This is a genomic window from Limosilactobacillus sp. WILCCON 0051 (assembly GCF_039955095.1).
GTDB lineage: Bacteria > Bacillota > Bacilli > Lactobacillales > Lactobacillaceae > Limosilactobacillus > Limosilactobacillus allomucosae.
Window position 1 is genome coordinate 2,062,104 of record NZ_CP154878.1, and the last position, 20,997, is coordinate 2,083,100.

13 protein-coding genes, 8 tRNA genes and 1 riboswitch are annotated in these 20,997 nt (G+C 46.9%); of the genes, 3 read left to right on the forward strand and 18 right to left on the reverse strand.

Annotation, left to right across the window (positions count from 1 at the left end):
• Positions 1-31 precede the first annotated feature (31 nt).
• The 5 genes from ABC765_RS09670 to adhP form a co-directional block, all read right to left on the reverse strand.
• The gene (locus ABC765_RS09670; protein ID WP_347953749.1) at positions 32-3,592 is read right to left on the reverse strand and encodes a DNA-directed RNA polymerase subunit beta; all 3,561 of its coding nucleotides are present in this window, start codon (positions 3,590-3,592) and stop codon (positions 32-34) included.
• A 220-nt stretch (positions 3,593-3,812) separates the two neighbouring features.
• A complete protein-coding gene (locus tag ABC765_RS09675; RefSeq protein ID WP_347980338.1) occupies positions 3,813-4,421 on the reverse strand; it encodes a TetR/AcrR family transcriptional regulator in 609 nt (202 codons plus the stop codon).
• 189 nt (positions 4,422-4,610) lie between these two features.
• Positions 4,611-7,109, reverse strand: coding sequence for an ATP-dependent Clp protease ATP-binding subunit (locus ABC765_RS09680; protein ID WP_347980339.1), 2,499 nt, complete (start codon positions 7,107-7,109; stop codon positions 4,611-4,613).
• 22 nt (positions 7,110-7,131) lie between these two features.
• A complete protein-coding gene (locus tag ABC765_RS09685; RefSeq protein WP_006500635.1) occupies positions 7,132-7,599 on the reverse strand; it encodes a CtsR family transcriptional regulator in 468 nt (155 codons plus the stop codon).
• A gap of 160 nt (positions 7,600-7,759) precedes the next feature.
• Entirely contained in the window at positions 7,760-8,782 is a 1,023-nt protein-coding gene (gene adhP, locus ABC765_RS09690) for an alcohol dehydrogenase AdhP (protein ID WP_347953752.1), read from the reverse strand.
• A 378-nt stretch (positions 8,783-9,160) separates the two neighbouring features.
• On the opposite strand from adhP, the gene ABC765_RS09695 reads away from it, so the two are divergent.
• Positions 9,161-10,747, forward strand: coding sequence for an amidohydrolase (locus tag ABC765_RS09695; protein WP_347953753.1), 1,587 nt, complete (start codon positions 9,161-9,163; stop codon positions 10,745-10,747).
• A gap of 64 nt (positions 10,748-10,811) precedes the next feature.
• On the opposite strand, the gene ABC765_RS09700 is transcribed toward ABC765_RS09695, so the two are convergent.
• Complete coding sequence (locus tag ABC765_RS09700) at positions 10,812-11,330, reverse strand: TetR/AcrR family transcriptional regulator (protein WP_347980340.1); 519 nt, start codon at positions 11,328-11,330, stop codon at positions 10,812-10,814.
• A 112-nt stretch (positions 11,331-11,442) separates the two neighbouring features.
• On the opposite strand from ABC765_RS09700, the gene ABC765_RS09705 reads away from it, so the two are divergent.
• Positions 11,443-13,215: an oleate hydratase gene (locus ABC765_RS09705; RefSeq protein ID WP_347980341.1), complete on the forward strand. Its 1,773-nt coding sequence runs from the start codon at positions 11,443-11,445 to the stop codon at positions 13,213-13,215.
• Positions 13,216-13,307: 92 nt separating this feature from the next.
• Here the strand turns inward: ABC765_RS09705 and ABC765_RS09710 are convergent.
• The 6 genes from ABC765_RS09710 to ABC765_RS09735 form a co-directional block, all read right to left on the reverse strand.
• Positions 13,308-13,379 (reverse strand) — tRNA-Gly (locus ABC765_RS09710).
• A gap of 6 nt (positions 13,380-13,385) precedes the next feature.
• Positions 13,386-13,459: transfer RNA gene (locus ABC765_RS09715), tRNA-Arg, on the reverse strand.
• A gap of 19 nt (positions 13,460-13,478) precedes the next feature.
• A tRNA-Gly gene (locus tag ABC765_RS09720) sits at positions 13,479-13,550 on the reverse strand.
• Between the two features lie 18 nt (positions 13,551-13,568).
• Positions 13,569-13,642 (reverse strand) — tRNA-Pro (locus ABC765_RS09725).
• Between the two features lie 5 nt (positions 13,643-13,647).
• A tRNA-Arg gene (locus tag ABC765_RS09730) sits at positions 13,648-13,721 on the reverse strand.
• Between the two features lie 17 nt (positions 13,722-13,738).
• A tRNA-Gly gene (locus ABC765_RS09735) sits at positions 13,739-13,810 on the reverse strand.
• Positions 13,811-14,034: 224 nt separating this feature from the next.
• On the opposite strand from ABC765_RS09735, the gene ABC765_RS09740 reads away from it, so the two are divergent.
• Complete coding sequence (locus tag ABC765_RS09740; RefSeq protein WP_347980342.1) at positions 14,035-15,855, forward strand: heavy metal translocating P-type ATPase; 1,821 nt, start codon at positions 14,035-14,037, stop codon at positions 15,853-15,855.
• Positions 15,856-15,922: 67 nt separating this feature from the next.
• Here the strand turns inward: ABC765_RS09740 and ABC765_RS09745 are convergent, their stop codons facing one another.
• The 6 genes from ABC765_RS09745 to ABC765_RS09770 form a co-directional block, all read right to left on the reverse strand.
• Positions 15,923-16,591: a TrkA family potassium uptake protein gene (locus ABC765_RS09745; RefSeq protein ID WP_347980343.1), complete on the reverse strand. Its 669-nt coding sequence runs from the start codon at positions 16,589-16,591 to the stop codon at positions 15,923-15,925.
• Positions 16,584-17,927, reverse strand: coding sequence for a TrkH family potassium uptake protein (locus ABC765_RS09750; RefSeq protein WP_347953756.1), 1,344 nt, complete (start codon positions 17,925-17,927; stop codon positions 16,584-16,586). The genes ABC765_RS09745 and ABC765_RS09750 overlap by 8 nt, the downstream gene beginning before the upstream one ends.
• 113 nt (positions 17,928-18,040) lie before the next feature.
• Positions 18,041-18,122 (reverse strand) — tRNA-Leu (locus ABC765_RS09755).
• Between the two features lie 17 nt (positions 18,123-18,139).
• Positions 18,140-18,212, reverse strand: a tRNA-Val gene (locus ABC765_RS09760).
• 64 nt (positions 18,213-18,276) lie between these two features.
• Positions 18,277-18,918 (reverse strand): deoxynucleoside kinase, encoded by a 642-nt coding sequence (locus ABC765_RS09765; RefSeq protein WP_347953757.1) that lies wholly within the window; start codon positions 18,916-18,918, stop codon positions 18,277-18,279.
• Between the two features lie 267 nt (positions 18,919-19,185).
• Positions 19,186-20,682: an amino acid permease gene (locus ABC765_RS09770; protein WP_347953758.1), complete on the reverse strand. Its 1,497-nt coding sequence runs from the start codon at positions 20,680-20,682 to the stop codon at positions 19,186-19,188.
• A gap of 106 nt (positions 20,683-20,788) precedes the next feature.
• Positions 20,789-20,963, reverse strand: a riboswitch (Lysine riboswitch).
• Positions 20,964-20,997: the final 34 nt, after the last annotated feature.

The following is a 20,997-nucleotide window of genomic DNA, read 5'->3' on the forward strand; positions in this document are numbered from 1 at the left end:
GGATGATCCTCCTTATTTCAATTCAGGCAAACTAGTCTTGTTTTGCTTCGTCTTTGACTTCTTCGTGCTTGTCGCTGCCATCGCGAGCCAGCTTGCGGATGTCGGCCACGCCTTCATCCATGTTCTTAAGTTGAACTTCTTCGTTTTGACTGTCAAGCACCTTCATATCCAGACCAAGGGATTGCAGTTCCTTAACCAGCACGCGGAAGGATTCAGGAACACCTGGCTTTGGAATTGGGTCACCATTGATGATGGCTTCGTAGGTGTTGACACGACCAACAACGTCATCGGACTTGTAAGTCAAGATTTCTTGCAGCGTGTAGGCAGCACCATAGGCTTCGAGGGCCCAGACTTCCATTTCACCGAAACGCTGACCACCAAATTGTGCCTTACCACCCAATGGCTGTTGCGTAACCAGTGAGTAAGGTCCAATTGAACGAGCGTGAATCTTGTCGTCAACCATGTGTGCCAGCTTCAGATAGTGCATGACACCAACGGAAACTCGTTGTTCAAATGGTTCACCCGTGCGGCCATCGTAAAGAATCGTCTTACCATCAGATGGCAGTCCGGCTTCCTTAACTGCTTCCCAAACGTCTTCATCGGTTGCCCCATCAAAGACTGGCGTAGCAATGTGGATACCCAGCTTGCGAGCAGCCATCCCCAGGTGCAGTTCGATAACTTGACCAATGTTCATACGGGAAGGCACACCCATTGGACTCAGCATGATATCGATTGGCGTACCATCTGGCATATATGGCATGTCTTCTTCTGGTACCACGATTGAAACCGTACCCTTGTTACCGTGTCGGCCGGCCATCTTGTCACCGACTTGGATCTTACGCTTTTGAGCAATGTAGACCCGAACCATCTTGTTGACACCAGGAGCCAGCTCATCACCGTTTTCACGCGTAAATACCTTAACGTCTTGAACGATACCGCCACCGCCGTGTGGTACCCGCAGCGACGTATCACGAACCTCACGCGACTTTTCACCAAAGATGGCGTGCAGCAGCCGTTCTTCAGCTGACAGCTCAGTCATTCCCTTTGGCGTAACCTTACCAACCAGAATGTCACCATCGTTAACTTCAGCACCAACACGAATAACACCGGTTTCGTCCAGATTCTTCAAGGCATCGGCACCAACGTTAGGGATCTCGCTGGTCATTTCTTCAGGTCCAAGCTTGGTTTCACGAGCTTCAGATTCATATGATTCAATGTGAATTGAAGTGTAGACGTCTTCTTTGATCAAGCGTTCATTGATGGCAATGGCATCTTCAAAGTTGTAGCCTTGCCAAGTCATAAAGGCGATCAATGGGTTTTGCCCCAGCGCCAGTTCACCTTGTTCCATTGATGGACCATCAGCCAAAACGTCATCAGCATCGATATGTTCACCGACCTTGACGATTGGACGCTGGTTGTAGTTCTTACCACCGTTGGAACGACGGAATTTCATCAGCTTGTAGGTGTCAAGCGTGCCATCTTCTTCACGAACGCGAATTTCACGAGCATCGACGTATTCAACCGTACCAGCCTTCTTGGCAACCAAGGCAACCCCAGAGTCATGAGCGGCTTTGTATTCAATCCCAGTACCAATCAGCGGTGCATGAGGGTTGATCAAAGGAACCGCTTGACGCTGCATGTTGGCACCCATCAAGGCACGGTTGGAGTCATCGTTTTCCAGGAAAGGAATACATGCTGAGGCAACGGAAACAACCTGCTTAGGCGAGATATCCATGTAGTCGACGTTTTCAGGAGTCGTTTCAACATAGTCATCCTTATGACGGCACATGATTTCTTCATCAGCAAATGAGCCGTCATCGTTAAGCTTGGTGTTGGCCTGAGCAATGATGTAATTATCTTCTTCATCAGCAGTCAGGTAGTCGATTTTGTCGGTAACCTTGTGCGTATCCCATGAAACACGGTGGTATGGCGTTTCGATAAAGCCATATTCATTGATCCGAGCATAGGATGACAGTGAGTTGATCAGACCGATGTTAGGACCTTCAGGCGTTTCAATTGGGCACATCCGGCCGTAGTGAGTATAGTGAACGTCACGAACTTCATAGCCGGCCCGGTCACGAGTCAAACCACCAGGACCCAGGGCAGACAGACGCCGCTTGTGCGAAAGTTCGCCCAGTGGGTTGGTTTGGTCCATGAATTGAGAAAGCTGTGAAGAACCAAAGAATTCCTTAATTGAGGCAACCACTGGCCGAATGTTGATCAGCTGCTGTGGCGTAACCGTGTTAATGTCTTGAATCGACATCCGTTCACGAACCACACGTTCCATCCGAGCCAAGCCGATCCGGAATTGGTTCTGCAGCAGTTCACCTACGGAACGAATTCGCCGGTTACCCAAGTGGTCGATGTCATCAGTCGTGCCAATGCCTTCTTGCAGGTTGAAGAAGTAGTTGATGGACGCGATGATGTCAGCTGGCTGAATGTGCTTAAGCTCCAAAGGAATGTGACCGTTGGCAACGATTGGCACAACACGGTCAGGATCATTCTTGGAGTAAACCAGGATCTTTTGCAGCTTAACCGGTGCCGTAACAACAGCTTCATCAGATGGCGTGTAGGTAACCATCTTGAAGTCATCGTTGTCCAGGGCTGGTTCCAAATTCTTCAATACTTCTTTGGTAACTACATCGCCCTTGTTGGCCAGGATTTCACCAGTTTCCGGATCTGCCAGCGTTTCAGCCAGCGTTTGACCCAGCAGCCGGTACTTCATCATCAGTTTCTTGTTGGTCTTGTAACGGCCAACCGGTGCCATGTCGTAGCGCTTTGGATCAAAGAAGCGAGCCGTCAGCAGATTCCGTGCTGAGTCAGCCGTCTTAGGCTCACCTGGACGCAAGCGTTCGTAGATGTCCTTTAAGGCTTCTTCAACTCGTGAGTCTTCAGGGTTCTTGTGCACGTCTTTATCAATCGTAGCAGACAGGCCTTCACTGTTGCCGCCCAGCATGTCGATGATCTCATCGTCAGAGCCAAAGCCCAGCGCGCGCACCATTTCAGTCAAAGGCAGTTTCCGTGTCCGGTCAACCCGTACGTAGGAGATTCCCTTTGCATCGGTTTCGTATTCCAGCCAGGCACCACGGTTTGGAATAAAAGTGGCACCATAGCTTGGCCGGCCGTTTTTGTCATCTTCTTCATTGTAGTAAACGCCAGGAGAACGAACCAGTTGAGAAACGATTACTCGTTCCGCACCATTGATAATAAAGGTACCTTGGTCCGTCATCAGTGGGAAGTCGCCGAAGAACACGTCTTGGGACTTGATTTCGCCAGTTTCGTGGTTCGTCAAGCGCAGGGTAACGTGCAGCGGTGCAGAGTAGTTTGCATCGTGTTCCCGGGCTTCATCAACCGTATACTTAGGTTCAAGCAGTTGGTAGTCGACGAATTCCAGCGACAGTTTGCCTTGGAAGTCATCGATTGGCATGATGTCGTTAAACATTTCCCGCAGACCTTTTTCCATAAACCAGTTATAGGAATCGGTCTGGATTTCAATCAAGTTAGGCAGGTCCAGTACTTCCTTGATACGGGAGTAACTGCGACGCGTACGGTGCTTACCGTATTTTACTAAATGTCCGGCCAAACTATTCACCTCTCAAATTTGTTGGGCAAGCTCATTTAAATTTGTAATATTACATTTTGATTACAAATCATCAAAATTCCTGCTTTTGGGCAAAAAAAATCCAAAAACAGCTGGGTGCTGTCTTTGGTTTTTATAAAGAATCCCATGGACAAGAGATCACGGAACTCAAATGAACTCGCAATTACATACACCGATTATCATACGCGTTTGCTAATTCATTGTCAATATTTTATTTTTCACTGGTCGTTGCCGAAACCGTCAAACCGCGTAAAATGCAGCTCAAAATCAGCTTGGTACGCTGCTCTTCAGAGATGGCATGGCCGCCAATTGGCTGAAATGATTTAAAGATCGGCGACAGATCAGCAATAAACAATTCCGCCGCTTCTTTAGGCAACAAATCCGGCCGCAGACGCACTTCAGGAAGTTTAAAGAAATCAGCAATCGGTTCAAGGTAATCCATCGTAAACAGCATGTCCAGTTTGCGCTGAGCACTTTCGGAAAGCTCTCTTTTGGCTTCTTGATACTGATCGTAGACGTTGAGCGGATGATGCTTTCTCAATACTTCAGTAATTCCATACAGTCGTTCTTCTGGATCAATCTGCTGTTTGCGCATAACCTTGTTGATATCCTGGCGAACCTTACTGCATAGATTGGTTAAAACAGCCAGGTACAAAACTTCCTTATCATTAAAGTGGTGGTACAAAGCTGGCTGAGTAATGCCGATCTGCTTGGCGATATCTCTGGTCGAGGCACCAGAAAAGCCTTTTTGCAAAAACAGTGTAGTAGCGGTTTTTAAAATTGCTTGGCGAGTTTTTGCCAATTGTTCTGCTCGTTTCATGCTCTATCGATTCTCCCTTATCGGTTTCCCATATTAGTCAAAAATAATTCTCACACGAAAACCCAGTTCTTGCAAGCTTGGGTTACTAATTCGCCAAAAATAAAAGTCATTAAATCTCATTTCATTAAATGATGATTCAATGACTAATAAAATTTATCTATCAGGTTATTTATCGAAACCAGCAGAATTTTAAGGCAGGGCAATCAATTCAGGCTTGGCATCCCCGCGTTTGTCCTTTAGCGTAATCTTGCCCTGATGCGAACCAATCACGACTTCATCACCAGTTTGGACTGCCCCGGCCAGCAATGCCTCGCTCAATGGATCCTCAACCAGATTCTGCAGTGAGCGTCGCAACGGCCGCGCGCCATATTCAGGATCATAGCCGGCTTTGGCAATCACATCGATCGCGCCTGGCGTAAAGCGTACCTTGATATCACGCTCAGCCATCCGCTGTTTGACTTTGTTGGCCAGGAGCTTAACGATCTGATGCAGCTCTTTTGGATTCAAGGAGTGGAAGATGATCGTTTCATCAATACGATTGAGAAATTCTGGCCGGAAGTGCAGTTTCAGCTGCTGCTTGATGGCGGCTGACATGGCCTGATAATCCGTCGTCATGTCGGCAGCCCCAAAGCCAACTGTTTTTTCATCCTGCAGCTGAGTGGCTCCAAGATTAGAAGTCATAATCAAAATCGTATTGCGGAAGTCAACGCGCCGTCCTTTTGAATCCGTCAGATAGCCATCATCCAGTACCTGCAGCAATAGGTTAAATACGTCGGGGTGCGCTTTTTCGGCTTCATCAAGCAGCACGACGCTATATGGATGCTGACGAACCTTTTCCGTCAGCTGACCACCCTCATCATAACCAACATAGCCAGGAGCCGCCCCAATCAAGCGACTGACGCTGTACTTTTCCATATACTCAGACATATCGACACGAATCATATTGCTTTCCGAACCAAACATTGCTTCAGCCAGCGCCTTAGCTAATTCCGTCTTCCCGACACCGGTTGGCCCCAGAAACATAAATGAGCCAATTGGCCGATTAGGATCCTTAAGACCACTGCGCGCTCGACGAATTGAACGGGCAATTGCCGAAACTGCCTCATCCTGACCAATCACGCGTTGATGCAGGACTCGTTCCAGATTGATCAGCCGGTCGCTTTCCGTCTTCTGCAGCTGAGTCAGCGGTACACCCGTCCATTCTGCCACCACTTTAGCAATGTCTTCACCGGTAACGTGCAGCTGATATTGATCAGCCTGCTTTTGTCGCTGTTCCTCTTCTTGTGCCAGTCGCGCCTTGATGGTCAGTTCAGCCTGCCTGAGCTGGGCCGCGCGATCAAAGTCCTGCTGCTCAATGGCCTGTTCTTTTTCCTCGCCTAGTTTGCGCAGCTGAGCCTGTTCGTTTGCCAGTGGTGAGGACTGTTCTTCAGCTTCGATGCGTACCATGGCCGCTGCCTCATCCATCAAATCAATAGCCTTATCTGGCAGAAAACGGCTCGTCAAATAGCGCGTTGACAGCTTAACGGCAGCTTCCAAGGCTTCATCATCGATTTTGACGTGATGATGCTCTTCATATTTAGGCCGCAAACCTTTTAGAATCGCCAGCGCATCCTCAGCGGTCGGCTCTTCAACTTGAACCGTTGCAAAGCGCCGTTCCAAAGCTGCGTCTGATTCAATGTATTTTTGATACTCATCCAGCGTCGTTGCGCCAATCGTCTGCAGCTCACCACGGGCCAGCGCTGGCTTTAAGATATTTGAGGCATCAATCGCCCCTTCTGCACCACCAGCTCCAACCAGAGTATGCAGTTCATCGATAAAAAGAATTACATGGCCATCATGATAGATTTCATTGATGATTTTTTTCAAACGGTCCTCAAACTCACCGCGATACTTGGTGCCCGCAACCAGCGAACCCATATCCAGCATCATCAATCGCTTATCAGCCAGTTCTTCAGGCACCCGACCAGCTACGATGCGTTCGGCCAAGCCTTCTGCAATCGCGGTTTTGCCGACCCCTGGCTCACCAATCAGCACCGGATTGTTTTTAGTCCGACGACTGAGGATCTGAATTACCCGCTTGATTTCACGATCGCGGCCAACTACGGGATCCATGCCATCACTGCGCGCGATCTGTGTTAAATCACGGGCCAGCTTGTCCAGCGTCGGTGTTCCCTGAACCTCGCCGTCGCTGCCGTCATTTTCGCCAGGACGTCGCCGTGGTGCCCGCCGCTGTTGATTTTCTGCGATTCCTAAGCGCCGCAGCAAAATCCGACGTGCCTGTTTGGGATTAACGTCCAGATTGCTTAAGATTCGTGATGATAGGATTGCATCATCACTCAGCAGGGCTAACAGCAGATGCTCGGTGCCAATTTGAGGAGCCTGTAGACGCTGGGCCATCTGCTTAGCCAGCAATAAAATACTGCGCAGCTTGGGCGAATCAGGCAGATAGGTATCGCGATCAACTTCCTGCATCGTGCCATAGCCGGTTAGACTTTCGATTTCTTCACGAATATCATCGCTGGTGACGTTAAACTGATTCAAAACACGGCCCGCAATACTATTGGAAACCATGCTCAACGCCAGCAGCAGATGCTCGGTTCCCACGGCCTGATGCTTAAAGTAGTGTGCCTGTTCCTGGGCAATCTGCAAAACGTTTTGCGCGCTTCGGGTGTATGAATTATTGTCCATTAAATCACCGTCTCTTTCTCTTTTAGCTTTCAAAACGCAGCCGGTTCAACAGTGAAGTCAAAACCCGGGCCCGCAGCTGATTTTCTTTAACCCGACTATCCAGTTTCAAGGTTTGTTTAGCGACCATTACCATCATTAAATCACCTTCTCGTCGCGTGATGACTTTTTCTTCATATAAAGTTCGAATCACGTCGAAGGCATCCCGTTCACTGATTGAGTCGCCAATTGCATTGATCAGCATATCCAAGACATCGACATCATCCAATAGATTGATGCGTTCAATGCGAATATAGCCGCCACCGCCACGTTTGCTTTGAACCAGGTAGCCATTTTGCAGGGTGAAGCGAGTTTTAATTACATAATTGATCTGTGATGGTACCACATCGAAATGGTTGGCCACTTCTGAACGACGTATCTCAATCTGCTCTGAGTTGCCAAGAATTTCTTTAAGATAAGCTTCAATAATATCTGAAATACTGCGGTCTTCCAAAATTTCGCCCCCTCTTTCTTTATCTGACTAATGTTGACCTTAATTTTATCATATATATCCATAAAATTCCGATTTTAAATAAAAAAACTCATCGCTGCAAAACAACGATGAGCCTTAAATTTTAGATTGCTAAGATCAGCTTGCCTTAGCCGTTATTCAATTATTTGTTGTGTACAAAGTCAACGACGTTCCGGCCAACTACTTTGTTGTCCTTAAGTTCTTGAATCATGTCGTTGATTTCTTCCAGCTTGCGGGTCTTAACGATTGGGTGAACCTTGCCTTCAGCACCAAATTGGAAGCATTCAGCCAGGTCTTGACGCGTACCAACCAGTGAACCAGCAACAACGATCCCATCCAGAACCGTCTTGGCAATATTCAATTGCATGTCACCCTTTGGCAGAGCAACGGCAACCAACTTGCCATCTGGACGCAGGGAACCAACAGCTTGGTCAAAGGCAGCTGGCGTAACGGCCGTAACAACAGCTGCGTGAACGCCACCAACCTTTTCTTGGATCTGTTCGTCAACATTGCCATCATGACGGTTGATCAGAAGTTCAGCGCCTTCCTTCTTGGCAGCTTCCAGTTTGTCAGGGTTACCATCAACGGCAACAACGTGAGCACCAAATACGTTGTGAGCAAATTGAATCCCCAGGTTACCCAGACCACCAGCACCAACGATTGATACCCATTGACCTGGCTTGATGCCGGAAACCTTCAGTGCCTTGTACATCGTAACGCCGGCACAGGTCAGAGAAGTTGCCTCAACTGGGTCCAGGCCTTCTGGTACCTTAACTGCATAATCAGCAGGAACGATGCATTGTTGAGCCATAGCACCATCAGCAGTGTAGCCGGCGTTCAAAACGTTGCGGCAAAGCGTTTCACGACCCGTCAGACAGTACTCACAGTGGCCACAGCCCTTAAAAAACCAAGCAATTGATACGCGATCGCCAACTTTCAAGCTGGTAACGCCAGGAGCAACCTTAGATACGCGGCCAACACCTTCGTGACCAATGATCGTACCAGGCTTCTTGCCAAAATCGCCGGCAGCAACGTGCAGGTCGGTGTGGCAAAGACCACAGTATTCCATGTCGACCAGTGCTTCACCTGGCTTCAGATCACGCAGCGTAACGTCCTTAACGTCAACGAAGCCATCACAATTTTCACGAATAACAGCAGCTTTCATAGAGCAAAATCTCCTTTGCAATCATTAGATTTCCTTTACAGCCCCTATCTTAGCAGATTCATATCGATTTGGAAAGTGAACGTTTGCACATTTAACCTAGACCACTGGATTTAAAAACCGTTTCCCTACCGATGCAAAAGGCTTCACAGCCATCTAAAGCACTTTCAAAATTATTTTTCGCTTGTGCAGATTTAAACTTATCAAAAATAAGTAAAGGCTTTCATCATCTGAATAGCCCAAACTTGATTACAATGCTAATTTTGATTTTTTAGATAATAATGAATATAATGTTCAGTTTTATTTTTCCAAGGTTGTCTCGATACGGCTGGCGGATTATCATAATGTTACCGCTACCAAAATATCACGGAGGAATTAACTATGGAACAAACTTTTGTCAACGGCAAGGTATTTGTCGGTACCAGCGAAACTGATTTTGTCTCTGCCTTTAAAGTTAAAGATGGCCGCATCAGCTGGATTGGGCAGACTGAACAGGTTGACGATCCCCAAGCGATTGATCTGCATCAGCAAACGGTTTTGCCTGGACTGATCGATTGTCATACCCATCCCAAATATATCGCAGATGCTCTTCACGGGACGGCCTGTACGCCCCCTAACGTCAACAGCATTCAAGAAATGATCGCCGCTCTAAAAGCTTCCCCACAATATGGTCAAGGTCCGGATGTCTGGATCGAGGGCTGGGGCTTTGACGAAACCAAGCTGGCTGAACATCGCGCGCCAACCGTTGACGATCTGGACCAGGTTACTACCGAGCAGCCGATCTTTATCTATCGTTCTGACTGTCATTCATCGGTTGGCAACTCAAAAGCCTTGGCACTGGCTGGTATCGATCAAAACACCCCAGATCCCAAAGGCGGCCATATCGAACGTTTCCCAGATGGCCGTCCCACTGGTTTTATGCGTGAGGTAGCCGCCAGTCAGCTGCTGATTCGAGCCAAATCAGCGCAAAGCTACGAAAACGACGTGCAAAACATGGTTAACAGCTCTGATCATTACCTCGAAAACGGCATCGTTGCAATTGGCGAAATGATGGGTCGGCTCAATCCCTACCCTACGCTGCGCCTTTACCAGGATGCCGTCAAGCAGGGCTTTAAGCCACGAGCCTCTATCTATTATGTCTATGATGAGCTGAAGCCTGGTCAAGACCTTGATCCAGTGGGCGATGATCAGCTGCGGGTAGCCGGCATCAAGATTTTCATGGACGGCAGTATTTCTGGCGAGACTGCTGACAACTCATTGCCTTATCCTTCTGGCAAGCGTGGCGTTTTGCTTACTGACCAGACCAAGCTGAAGACGGCCATCAAATTTGCCCAAAAGCATCAGCTGCAGGCCGCCGTTCATGCGATGGGTGATGCGGCAATTCAGCTGGTTTTGGATACGACCTGTGATTTAGATCCTTGGCTGGATGATATGCCTTCAATCCGCATCGAACACGCTTCGCTGCTTAGCGACCAGATGCTTGATCAGATTAATCACGCCAAAATGTGGTATGGTCTCTCCACCCAGCCAATCTTTTTCTTTGCAGAAGATGAATCCTATCGCAGCTATTTGACACCGGAACAGTTCAAATTGGCCTACCGCGTTAAATCAATGCTTAAATCAAAGGCACTGACGACTTTAAGCTCTGATGCGCCATGTACTCCCTGGGCTGAGCCTGACAGTCCTTTCTACAGTATCTATGCAGCCGTAACGCGCCAGGCTGCCAATAATGACGTTGTAAACATTGAAGAGGCCATTACCGTTCCGCAGGCCATCTTAGGCTATACCAAATGGGCAGCAGAAATTGGCGGCTTTACACATAACGGAACGCTGGAGGTTGGCAAATCAGCTGACTTTGTAATTTTAAACAAAGATATCTTCAACGTCTCAAAAGATGAACTGGCAACCGTAAATGCAAATGAAACCTGGTTTAAAGGCCAGTGCGTCTATCAAAAGTCATCAAAATAAGCATTCAAATTGATTATAATCAGTCTGACCGTCACCAATCCATTTGATCGATGACGGTCAGTTTTTATTTATTCAGCATGATATGGCGTCGCGCATAATCGACCAGCAGCTCAACCGGCGCAGTAAAATCATCATTAACCCACCAAATCAGCAGCATGTAGATTCCGCCAGACTGGTAGCTGATTGCATAGTCTGAAAGATCAAGTTCTGGATGATACTCAATCAGCAAACGATGCAGGTAGGCCGTCTGCTGATTGAGCAGTTCACCTTCAAAACCAGCTTTCAACAAAACACGCATTAAATCTGGATGATTCTTGAAGTGGCTGAGGTAGGCCGTAAGCTGCTGTTCCAATGAATTCAGGTCATGTTCTTTGATATCTTGAATGAAATCAGCAAATTCCTGTTGCAAAAAATGCGTCAAAATTGCATCCTTGCCACTGAAATTACGGTAAAAAGCCATTCGCGACACCTTTGCTCGTTGTGCGATCTCAGCCACTGTCAGTTCAGCGTAAGGCTTTTCCTTAAGCAGTTCAAACATTGCTTGCTCAATTTTCAGTTGTGTTTTTTGACTCTTTTTATTCATTAATGCTAATTCCTCGCTTTCCTAAAAACGATTGACAAATGAAAGCGTCAACAATATTATAAAGGCATAGTTACAAGTGTAACGATTTTTGGTATTGAAAGGAGCGAGCATGATGCATTACACAAATGGAAACTACGAGGCGTTCGTTAATGCTGACAAGCCAGCCGATATCGAAAAAAAATCGGCATATATCATTGGAGCAGGTCTAGCTGGATTAGCCACAGCCGTCTTTTTGATTCGTGACGGACAGATGCCAGGTAAAAAAATCCATATTCTTGAAGAATTGTCAGTTCCAGGCGGCAGCATGGATGGAATTTACAGCGTTCAGCGCAATTCCTATATTATTCGTGGCGGCCGTGAAATGGAACCGCATTTTGAGACGCTCTGGGATCTGTTTCGTTCGATTCCGTCACTGGAAGTCCCCGGCGCTTCAGTATTGGATGAGTTCTATCGTCTAAACCGTAAAGACCCCTGCTATGCTAAAACTCGTGTCATTCAGAATCGCGGTGAAGCTTTGCCAACCGATGGACAGCTGCTGCTGACGCCAAAAGCGGTCAAAGAGATCGTTGACCTGGTTTTAACGCCAGAAGAAAAACTCCAGGACGTCAAAATCAATGAAGTCTTTGACAAGGAGTTCTTCCAATCCAATTTCTGGCTCTACTGGTGTACGATGTTTGCCTTTGAGCCATGGGCCAGCGCCATGGAAATGCGTCGTTATCTGATGCGGTTCATCCAACACGTTGGTACGCTCAAAAATCTTTCATCACTGCGTTTTACCAAATTCAACCAATATGAGTCATTGATTCTCCCAATGGTTAAATTCTTAAAGGATCATGAGGTTCAATTCCATCAAGAAACCACCGTCGACAACATCATCGTTAACCGCTCCGGTGACGACAAGCTTGCCACCAAGATCGAGATGAAAGTTGCTGGTGAGCCGCAAAACATCGAACTGACACCAAATGATCTGGTCTTTGTAACAAATGGTTCGATCACCGAAAGCACCACGTACGGCGACAATGATCACCCTGCACCAATTGATCATCCGCTTGGCGCTAGCTGGCAGCTATGGAAGAACCTGGCAGCCCAAGACAGTGATTTTGGTCATCCAGAAAAGTTCTGCGAGCAGATTCCAAATGCAAACTGGACTATGTCGGCTACGATTACTTTTAAAAACAATGATATCGTACCATTTATTGAAAAAGTAAATAAAAAAGATCCGCACAGTGGCTCAATCGTAACCAGCGGCCCTACAACAATCAAAGACTCCAACTGGCTCTTAGGCTATTCGATCAGTCGGCAGCCTCATTTTCACCAGCAGAAGCCTAATGAACTGATCGTCTGGCTGTACGGCCTCTTCTCTGACAAAGGCGGCAACTACGTTAAAAAAACGATGCCCGAATGTACCGGTATCGAACTATGTGAGGAGTGGCTATATCATATGGGCGTACCAGAAAATGATATTCCGGCCATGGCAAAAGCAGCAACAACGATTCCTGCTCACATGCCGTATATCACATCCTACTTCATGCCGCGATCCTTGGGTGACCGCCCATTAGTCGTACCAAAGCATTCCAAGAATCTAGCCTTTATCGGCAATTTTGCTGAAACGCCACGTGATACGGTCTTTACAACTGAATACTCCGTTCGTACCGCCATGGAAGCCGTTTATACTCTGCTTGACATTGACCGGGGCGTTCCCGAAGTCTTTGCCTCAGCCTTTGACGTTCGTTTGATGATGAATGCCATGTACTATCTTAATGATCAAAAGAAATTAACTGAACTGGACCTGCCATTGTCCCAGAAACTATTAGTTAAAGAGGGACTCAAAAAAGTCAAGGGAACCTATATCGAAGAACTTTTAAAAGAATATCGGCTGATCTAGGCCTAGTAACGATCAGATCCTGTCATTGCCAAATTGGTGCTGACAGGATCTTTTTAATAAAAAAACCGATGAAAAATCATCGGCATACAAAAAGCGGAAGACGGGATTCGAACCCGCGACCCCCACCATGGCAAGGTGATGTTCTACCACTGAACTACTTCCGCAAGAAATGCACCCAGAAGGAGTCGAACCTTCAACCTTCTGATTCGTAGTCAGACACTCTATCCAATTGCGCTATGGGTGCATAATAAATATTCAATTCAAGCGGAAGACGGGATTCGAACCCGCGACCCCCACCATGGCAAGGTGATGTTCTACCACTGAACTACTTCCGCATAATGTTTATTTATAAATCGGGAATACAAGATTTGAACTTGCGACCTCTTCGTCCCGAACGAAGCGCTCTACCAAGCTGAGCTAATTCCCGATTAATGCACCCAGAAGGAGTCGAACCTTCAACCTTCTGATTCGTAGTCAGACACTCTATCCAATTGCGCTATGGGTGCATGAAATAATGGAATCAAGCGGAAGACGGGATTCGAACCCGCGACCCCCACCATGGCAAGGTGATGTTCTACCACTGAACTACTTCCGCAAATGTTTATTTAAGTTCGTTGATAACGTATCAACAGTTATATATATTACCGATAAAAGCATTTAATGTCAATACTAATTTTATATTTTCGTCAATTATTCCGATATTTATTAATTTTGACCTGAATGAAACCAACTTGGCAGATTGCCTCAAGCTGGCATCTGGAAGCGGTTGCTGAATAGCGTTATAATTAAGACAAAATTTGGGGAAAGGAGCTGAAAATTATGAAAAAATTTTCGCATCGGCAAAAATTGTTCATGATTTTAGCTGTCGCCTTAGTAGCCGTGCTCCTGCAATACGCTTTTAAGCAGGCACTGGCTGCCCAGATTCTGGTAACCATCGTGGGAGCCGGTATCGCGCTTTCGATGCTGATTGAGATGATCCACACTCTTAAAAGCGGTCGCTATGGCGTTGATCTGTTGGCAATCATTGCCGTTGTCTCTACTCTAAGCGTCGGTGAGTATTGGGCCGCTATGGTGATTTTAGTAATGCTGGTCGGCGGCGACGCTTTGGAAGACTATGCCTCGCGCAAGGCCAACTCTGAGCTTAAGGCACTGCTTGACAACTCGCCGCAGTCTGCACACCGGCTGATGAACGATCAGATTGAAGACGTTCATGTCGACCAGGTTAAGATTGGCGATACGATTGTCGTTAAACCTGGCGAACTGGTACCAATTGATGGCGAGATCATTAAAGGCAATACGCAAGTCAACGAATCATCACTGACCGGTGAATCAAAGCCAATCGATAAGCAGGTTGGCGATCAGGTAATGTCAGGCTCGCTAAACGGCGATCAGGCAATCGTCATTAAAGCAGTCAAATTAGCGCGTGACAGTCAGTATCAAAAACTGGTGGCCCTGGTTAAAGAGGCGGAGAACACCCCGGCTCACTTTGTCCGTTTAGCAGACCGCTATGCCGTTCCCTTTACTGCGGCGGCCCTTGTAATTGGCGGCATTGCTTGGATCGTCAGCAAAGATCCCAGTCGTTTCGCTCAAGTAATGGTTGTCGCCTCACCATGTCCCCTGATTTTAGCGGCGCCGGTTGCCATCGTTTCGGGGATGAGTCGGGCCTCACGCAGCGGGATCATCGTCAAGACTGGCAGCGTCCTGGAAAAAATGGCGCATCCAAAAACCATGGCCTTTGACAAAACCGGTACGATTACCAGTGGCCAGCTGACCGTTGACCATCTCGAACCGGCCAAGGGAATCGACATTAAGGAACTGCTGCACTTTGCTGCCAGTGCCGAGGAACAGTCGCCACATATCCTTGCCCGCTCAACCGTCGCCTATGCTCAAGCGCACCAGATTCCGCTTAGTTCTGCCAGTGAATTAAAAGAGGTCGTCGGCAATGGGATCTCAGCAATCGTTGACGGCCGGCAAGTCAAGGTCGGCAAGCTGATCTTTGCTGATCCGGATACGACCCAAAAGCCGCTGTCTCAGACTGCAATCTACGTTAGCGTGGATGATCAGTATTGGGGCTGCGTGATTTTTCAAGATCAGATTCGTCCTGAAGCGCCACGTACTATGGAGCAGCTGCGTCAACTGGGTGTTGAGCACCTAGTTATGCTGACTGGCGATCAAAAAGCCATTGCACAGCACGTTGCTAAACTGGTCGGCATCCATGAGGTAAGAGCTGACCTATTGCCCGAACAAAAGATTGCGGCCTTAAAAAACGTTCCGGAAGATCGTCGTCCGGTCGTAATGGTCGGTGATGGCGTCAATGATGCGCCCGCACTGGCAACTGCCGATGTCGGGATAGCCATGGGTGCTCATGGGTCAACGGCAGCCAGCGAGTCCGCCGATCTGGTAATCGTTAAAGATGACCTGCACCGGGTTGCCATTGCCGTTACGATCTCACAAGAAACCATGCGCATTGCTCAACAGGCCGTCTTGATCGGTATCGGCATCTGTACGGTCTTGATGCTGATTGCCGCATTTGGCATCATCCCTGCTTTTATCGGGGCAATGCTGCAGGAAGTAATCGATACCGTTTCAATTCTTTGGGCATTAAGAGCTCGTCACGGGACGTCTGATATTGACGACTAACCCACCTTAAAACAGCGTTGTGCTGGACTCTAAAGCCTGCACAGCGCTGTTTTTATGACTAGATTATTCATTCATCAGCAATCACCGAACTGAGCTTTTGAATTGATCCGACATCCCCAACGACTGAGATATGATCACCATAATGAAGCGTGTCGTCGGCTTGTGGCAGCTTGTTGACCTGCTCTCCGCTGACAATGGCAATTACATTGACTTGATACGTATCGCGCAGATTGAGCTCTTTTAGCGTATGCTCACAGAAATCTGGACTCTTAACCTCAATTTCGGCCAGCGTCAGCTCATGATTCAAGATCAAATAGTTGGCAATATTTAAATGCAGCTGATGAAACACCATTCGTCTGGCCATATCACGTTCCGGGCGTACGACATAGTCAGCCCCGATTTTTTCCAGCACCCGGGCATGATTTTCGTTTTCCGCCTTACAGATAATGTTTTTAGCACCCAACTCTTTAACGATTAGGGTTGCCATGATACTGGCCTGAATATTGCCCACTGAAATATAGACATTGTCAAAGCTCCCCAGATCCAGCTCGCGCATCGCTTCTTCATCTTGAGCATCGGCAATGACTGCTCGCGTTACCATATTGGCATATTCATTAACGACATCTTCATTCTTATCAATGGCCAAAATATCTTGATGCGCCTCGGCCAAAGTTTCACAGACCGAGCTGCCAAACTGACCGATGCCAATTACTGCATAGTTGTTTTTATTAGCCAATCAAAACCCCTTCTTCCGGATAACGATAGTTCTTTTGCTTTGGATGAGCATTTAAAACAGTAAACATTACAGTATAGATGCCAACCCGACCGATAAACATCAACGCCATTATGATCAGTTTGCCAAATAAATTCAAATGCGGCGTAACCCCCATGCTGATGCCCGTTGTCCCAAAAGCAGCCATGACTTCAAAAATAATATCTTCCAAAGTAAAATTGGCTGGCAAATGCTGCGTCAGACACAACAGCAGGATTGCCGCGGCAAGAATTGCAAAGGCAACAAAAACCAGCGTCAGCGCCCGAAAAATATTTTCTTCTTTAAAGCGGCGCCTGCCAAAAACCGTATCGCGCTGACCTTTTAAAGTGGCAATACTCTGCAGCGTCAATAGCCCAACCGTAGTCGTTTTGATTCCCCCAGCCGTTGAACCTGGTGTCCCACCAATAAACATCAAGATTACCGTTACCGCGATGCCGGCCGGTGAAAGATTTTGATAGGAAAAAGTCGTCAGACCGGCTGTCCGAGGCGTAATTGCCATAAAAACGGTATTGATGAAACGATGCTCGACTGACATATGCGGAAACTGAGCAGCTAGGTTATTTTCAGTCAAAAGATAGCTCATCAGCGATAACAGCAGGATAATTGCGCCAGTCGACAGTGCCAGTGAGGTATGCAGCGACAACCGATGCTTTTTTCGATAAAGCAATAGATCACGCCAAACCAAAAAACCAAATGAGCCAGCAATAATCAAAACCGCCATAATAAACAAGACATAGGTATCATCAGCAAATGACGCCAGACTGTTGCCAAACAGATCAAAACCGGCATTGCAAAAAGCAGAGATCGAGTGAAAGATACTGTACCATAACCCCTTGATCAAACCAAACCGGCGGCCAAAATCAGGCCATAGCAGTAAAGCGCCTAAAGCTTGAATGATCAGTGACAGACCAACGATTAGATTTACAATAGTAATCTGTGCTGGCGACTGCAGGTTCAGTGATTCTTGGGCTAACAGACGTGCTGAAAGCCTGATCTTTTGACGTGCAAACAAAAACATCATGATTGCAAACGTCATAAAACCCAGTCCGCCAATCTCAATCAAAGCCGTAATTACCAGCTGACCAAACAAAGACCAATGAGTCGCCGTATCAACCAACGTCAGTCCAGTTACGCAGGTTGCACTGGTTGCGGTAAAAAATGCCGTCATAAATGATGGGTCCTCGCCAGGCTTGGTTGCAATCGGCAGCATTAAAAGCAGCGTACCGATTGCAATCACGATCAAGAACCCAAACGTCAAGGCTTTTGAGAATGAAAGGCGATAACGACCAAACGTGATCATTCTTATAGCTTCCTTTCCCGATAAAACTTCTAAGAACAACTATATCAGCGATCAAACGCAAAATAAATCAAAAAACGACTGTACCTCGTTTCAGGACAGCCGTTTGATAATAATGCGGATGAAGGGACTCGAACCCTTACATCATAAGATACAAGAACCTAAATCTTGCGCGTCTGCCAATTCCGCCACATCCGCAAGTAAAGCATAAAAAATGGAGGATACAGGGCTCGAACCTGTGACCCTCTGCTTGTAAGGCAGATGCTCTCCCAACTGAGCTAATCCTCCGTATCAGATATGAAAATCAATAATTTAATTATACATATCTGAATAAATTCTGTCAAGAACCCAACTACTTTAGGTTCAGTTCTGTCAGCTTATCATCAACCAGCCGCAAAACCTGATCAGCTGCATGGGGATCTTCGACAAAATCATATTTGTCTCCATCAATCAACATTTTAGGACTTTCATCATAGCTGGCATACCAGTCAACATAGCGCTGATTCAATTCGCGATAGTATTCATAAAGGCTCGGGTCATTTTCAATCTGTTCAAACGAACGGCCGCGTTTCTTGATTCGCTTCAGCATCGTTTCAAATGAGACCTGAATACTGATCAAAAGACTTGGTGCTTTAGTATGTGCCTGCTGAGGCAATTCTTCCATCATATTGCCCAAAAGCGAGGAATAGATGTCGGCTTCAGTCTGTGTAGCCCGCCCCAGATCGGCATTCAGCCGAAAAAGCAGGGCATCTTCAAAAATTGAGCGGTCTAAAACGTTCAAATCATTATTAAACGAGTTCTTGATCTCGGCCAAGCGCTTATTTAAAAAGTAGATCTGCAGCAAAAAGCCGTATTTCTTAGGATCTTGATAAAACAGCGGCAGGATTTCATTGTCATCAACTGATTCATAGAAAGCCTGACTGCCCAAATGATCAGCCAGCATCCGCGTTAAACTGGTTTTTCCCGCACCAATAGTTCCTGCTAGTACAATCATTGCTTTTCCCTCTTTTTTCCATTTTCTAAAAAGACACGAGCTATATTGTATCATCTTTGATCCGTCACCGTGAGTAAAATGTTTTTCATTTATCAGTCAACACTATAAAGTCTCAACCAATCAACGAGCCGTCCTTTTTATAAAATATTTTGCTGTTCAGCACTAAACAGCTTTTGGCTGATCGCATTTTTACAGCCTGCACCTTCATCAACATCATCAACGGCACTCACAATAAAATCCCCGCCAAAACCGGCGAGGATTTAATGATTATTCAGCTTCTTTTTCCGATTCAGGAACGAATGACTCACTGTTGTTGCTCCGTGACAGATCAACGTCCTTGAGTGGAATCAAGTGCGTCTTGTAGCGAACCTTATAGTAGATGAATAAAATCAAGAACAATGGTACGGCCATATAAGTAATAGCAATGTTTGACCAATCCATCTTGATAAAGGCATCAATGTTTTGACCACACATTACGACGACACACAAGATCAAGGCAAAGATTGGGCCAAACGGAAACAGCGTGGCATGATACTTCAATTCGCTGATCTGATGTCCTTGCGCAATAAAGGCCCGCCGGAAGCGCAGATGCGAAACGGCAATTCCTAGCCAGGCAATAAAGCCGCACAGACCAGAAGCCCCAATCAGGTAATTATATGCTTCAGGACCAATAAACTGTGTCAGGTAGGCCAAACATGAGACAACCATAGTGCCCAGCAGTGCATAGATCGGAATCCCGCGCTTGTTGACATAGCCAAAGATCTTCCAGGCATAGCCTTCCCGCGCTTGTGAGAACAGCATTCGCGTCGAGGCATACAGGCCAGAGTTGGCTGCTGAGATCACGGCCGTTAAGATAACCGCATTCATAACACTGGCTGCAGCCGCCATCCCAGCCCGCTTAAAGACGATCGTAAATGGACTCATCGTAATATTCTGTACGTCTGAGTTCAGCAGATTCTTGTTAGTGTACGGCAGGATACAGGCAATGACAAAGATTGCAAAAATATAGAACAGCAGGATGCGCCAAAAAGTTGAGTGAATAGCTTTGGAAACTGATTTTTCGGGCGTTGCTGCCTCACCAGCCGTAATCCCAATCAACTCAGTTCCCTGGAATGAGAATCCAGCAACTAAGAATACGCTTAAGATCCCAGACCAGCCGTGAACGAATGGCGCGTCCTTATAATGGAAGTTCTTCAAGCCAACTGGTCCTTGACCACCCATGATTCCAAAGATGATGCAGACCCCAACGACCAAAAAGATAATAACCGTTACGACCTTGATCAAAGACAGCCAGTATTCCGTTTCACCATATGAACGAACTGAAAGATAATTGATCAGAAAAATCGCAAGCAAAACAAACGTACTGAACAGCCAACTTGGAAAATGCGGCAGCCAATATTGGAATACCAGCCCCGCTGTCGTTACGTCAACCGGAATCGTAATGGCCCAGTTAAACCAATAATTCCAGCCCATCGCAAAGCCCAGTGCCGGATCAACAAACTTTGTCGAATAGGTGGCAAAAGAACCCGAAACTGGAATATAGGTGGCCATTTCACCCAGACTGGTCATCAAGAAATAGACCATGATCCCCATAATAGCATAAGCTGCCAAAGCACCACCTGGCCCGGCCGTTGAGATTGCCGAACCACTGGCAATAAACAGCCCCGTCCCAATCGTACCGCCAAGAGCTATCATTGACAGGTGGCGCGTTTTCAATGTCCGTTGAATATGACCTTCACTGCCTTCATGACTGTGTTCGCTCATGAAAAAATCCTCCTCAAATTTATTGGCGAGAAAGGCAAACAAAAAGAGCCGGCAAGCCAGGACTTCCCTGCTCGTCGACTCAACTTAACTTCGTAATTGTTGAATCAATCATGGAAGCGCCCCGCAGAAACTTCTGCGACAGTCCGTAATTTATTTAACTACGGCCCAACGCGCAAGGTCTTCAGTCGATACGCGTTTCGGCGAGCATCCCTTTCAGCCAGGCATTGATTCTGAAGCATCCAGCCTGGTCTACTGATGAGACTCGCACCTCTTCTCTTTTACACATTATTTGATTATAACTCACTTTTGATTTTA

Excerpts from the sequence above, each read along its gene's own strand:
- ABC765_RS09705 (WP_347980341.1), top strand. The coding sequence starts at position 11,443 with ATGCATTACACAAATGGAAACTACGAGGCGTTCGTTAATGCTGACAAG.
- ABC765_RS09750 (WP_347953756.1), bottom strand. The coding sequence starts at position 17,927 with ATGATCACGTTTGGTCGTTATCGCCTTTCATTCTCAAAAGCCTTGACG.
- ABC765_RS09680 (WP_347980339.1), bottom strand. The coding sequence starts at position 7,109 with ATGGACAATAATTCATACACCCGAAGCGCGCAAAACGTTTTGCAGATT.
- adhP (WP_347953752.1), bottom strand. The coding sequence starts at position 8,782 with ATGAAAGCTGCTGTTATTCGTGAAAATTGTGATGGCTTCGTTGACGTT.
- ABC765_RS09695 (WP_347953753.1), top strand. The coding sequence starts at position 9,161 with ATGGAACAAACTTTTGTCAACGGCAAGGTATTTGTCGGTACCAGCGAA.
- ABC765_RS09770 (WP_347953758.1), bottom strand. The coding sequence starts at position 20,682 with ATGAGCGAACACAGTCATGAAGGCAGTGAAGGTCATATTCAACGGACA.
- ABC765_RS09675 (WP_347980338.1), bottom strand. The coding sequence starts at position 4,421 with ATGAAACGAGCAGAACAATTGGCAAAAACTCGCCAAGCAATTTTAAAA.
- ABC765_RS09765 (WP_347953757.1), bottom strand. The coding sequence starts at position 18,918 with ATGATTGTACTAGCAGGAACTATTGGTGCGGGAAAAACCAGTTTAACG.
- ABC765_RS09740 (WP_347980342.1), top strand. The coding sequence starts at position 14,035 with ATGAAAAAATTTTCGCATCGGCAAAAATTGTTCATGATTTTAGCTGTC.
- ABC765_RS09700 (WP_347980340.1), bottom strand. The coding sequence starts at position 11,330 with ATGAATAAAAAGAGTCAAAAAACACAACTGAAAATTGAGCAAGCAATG.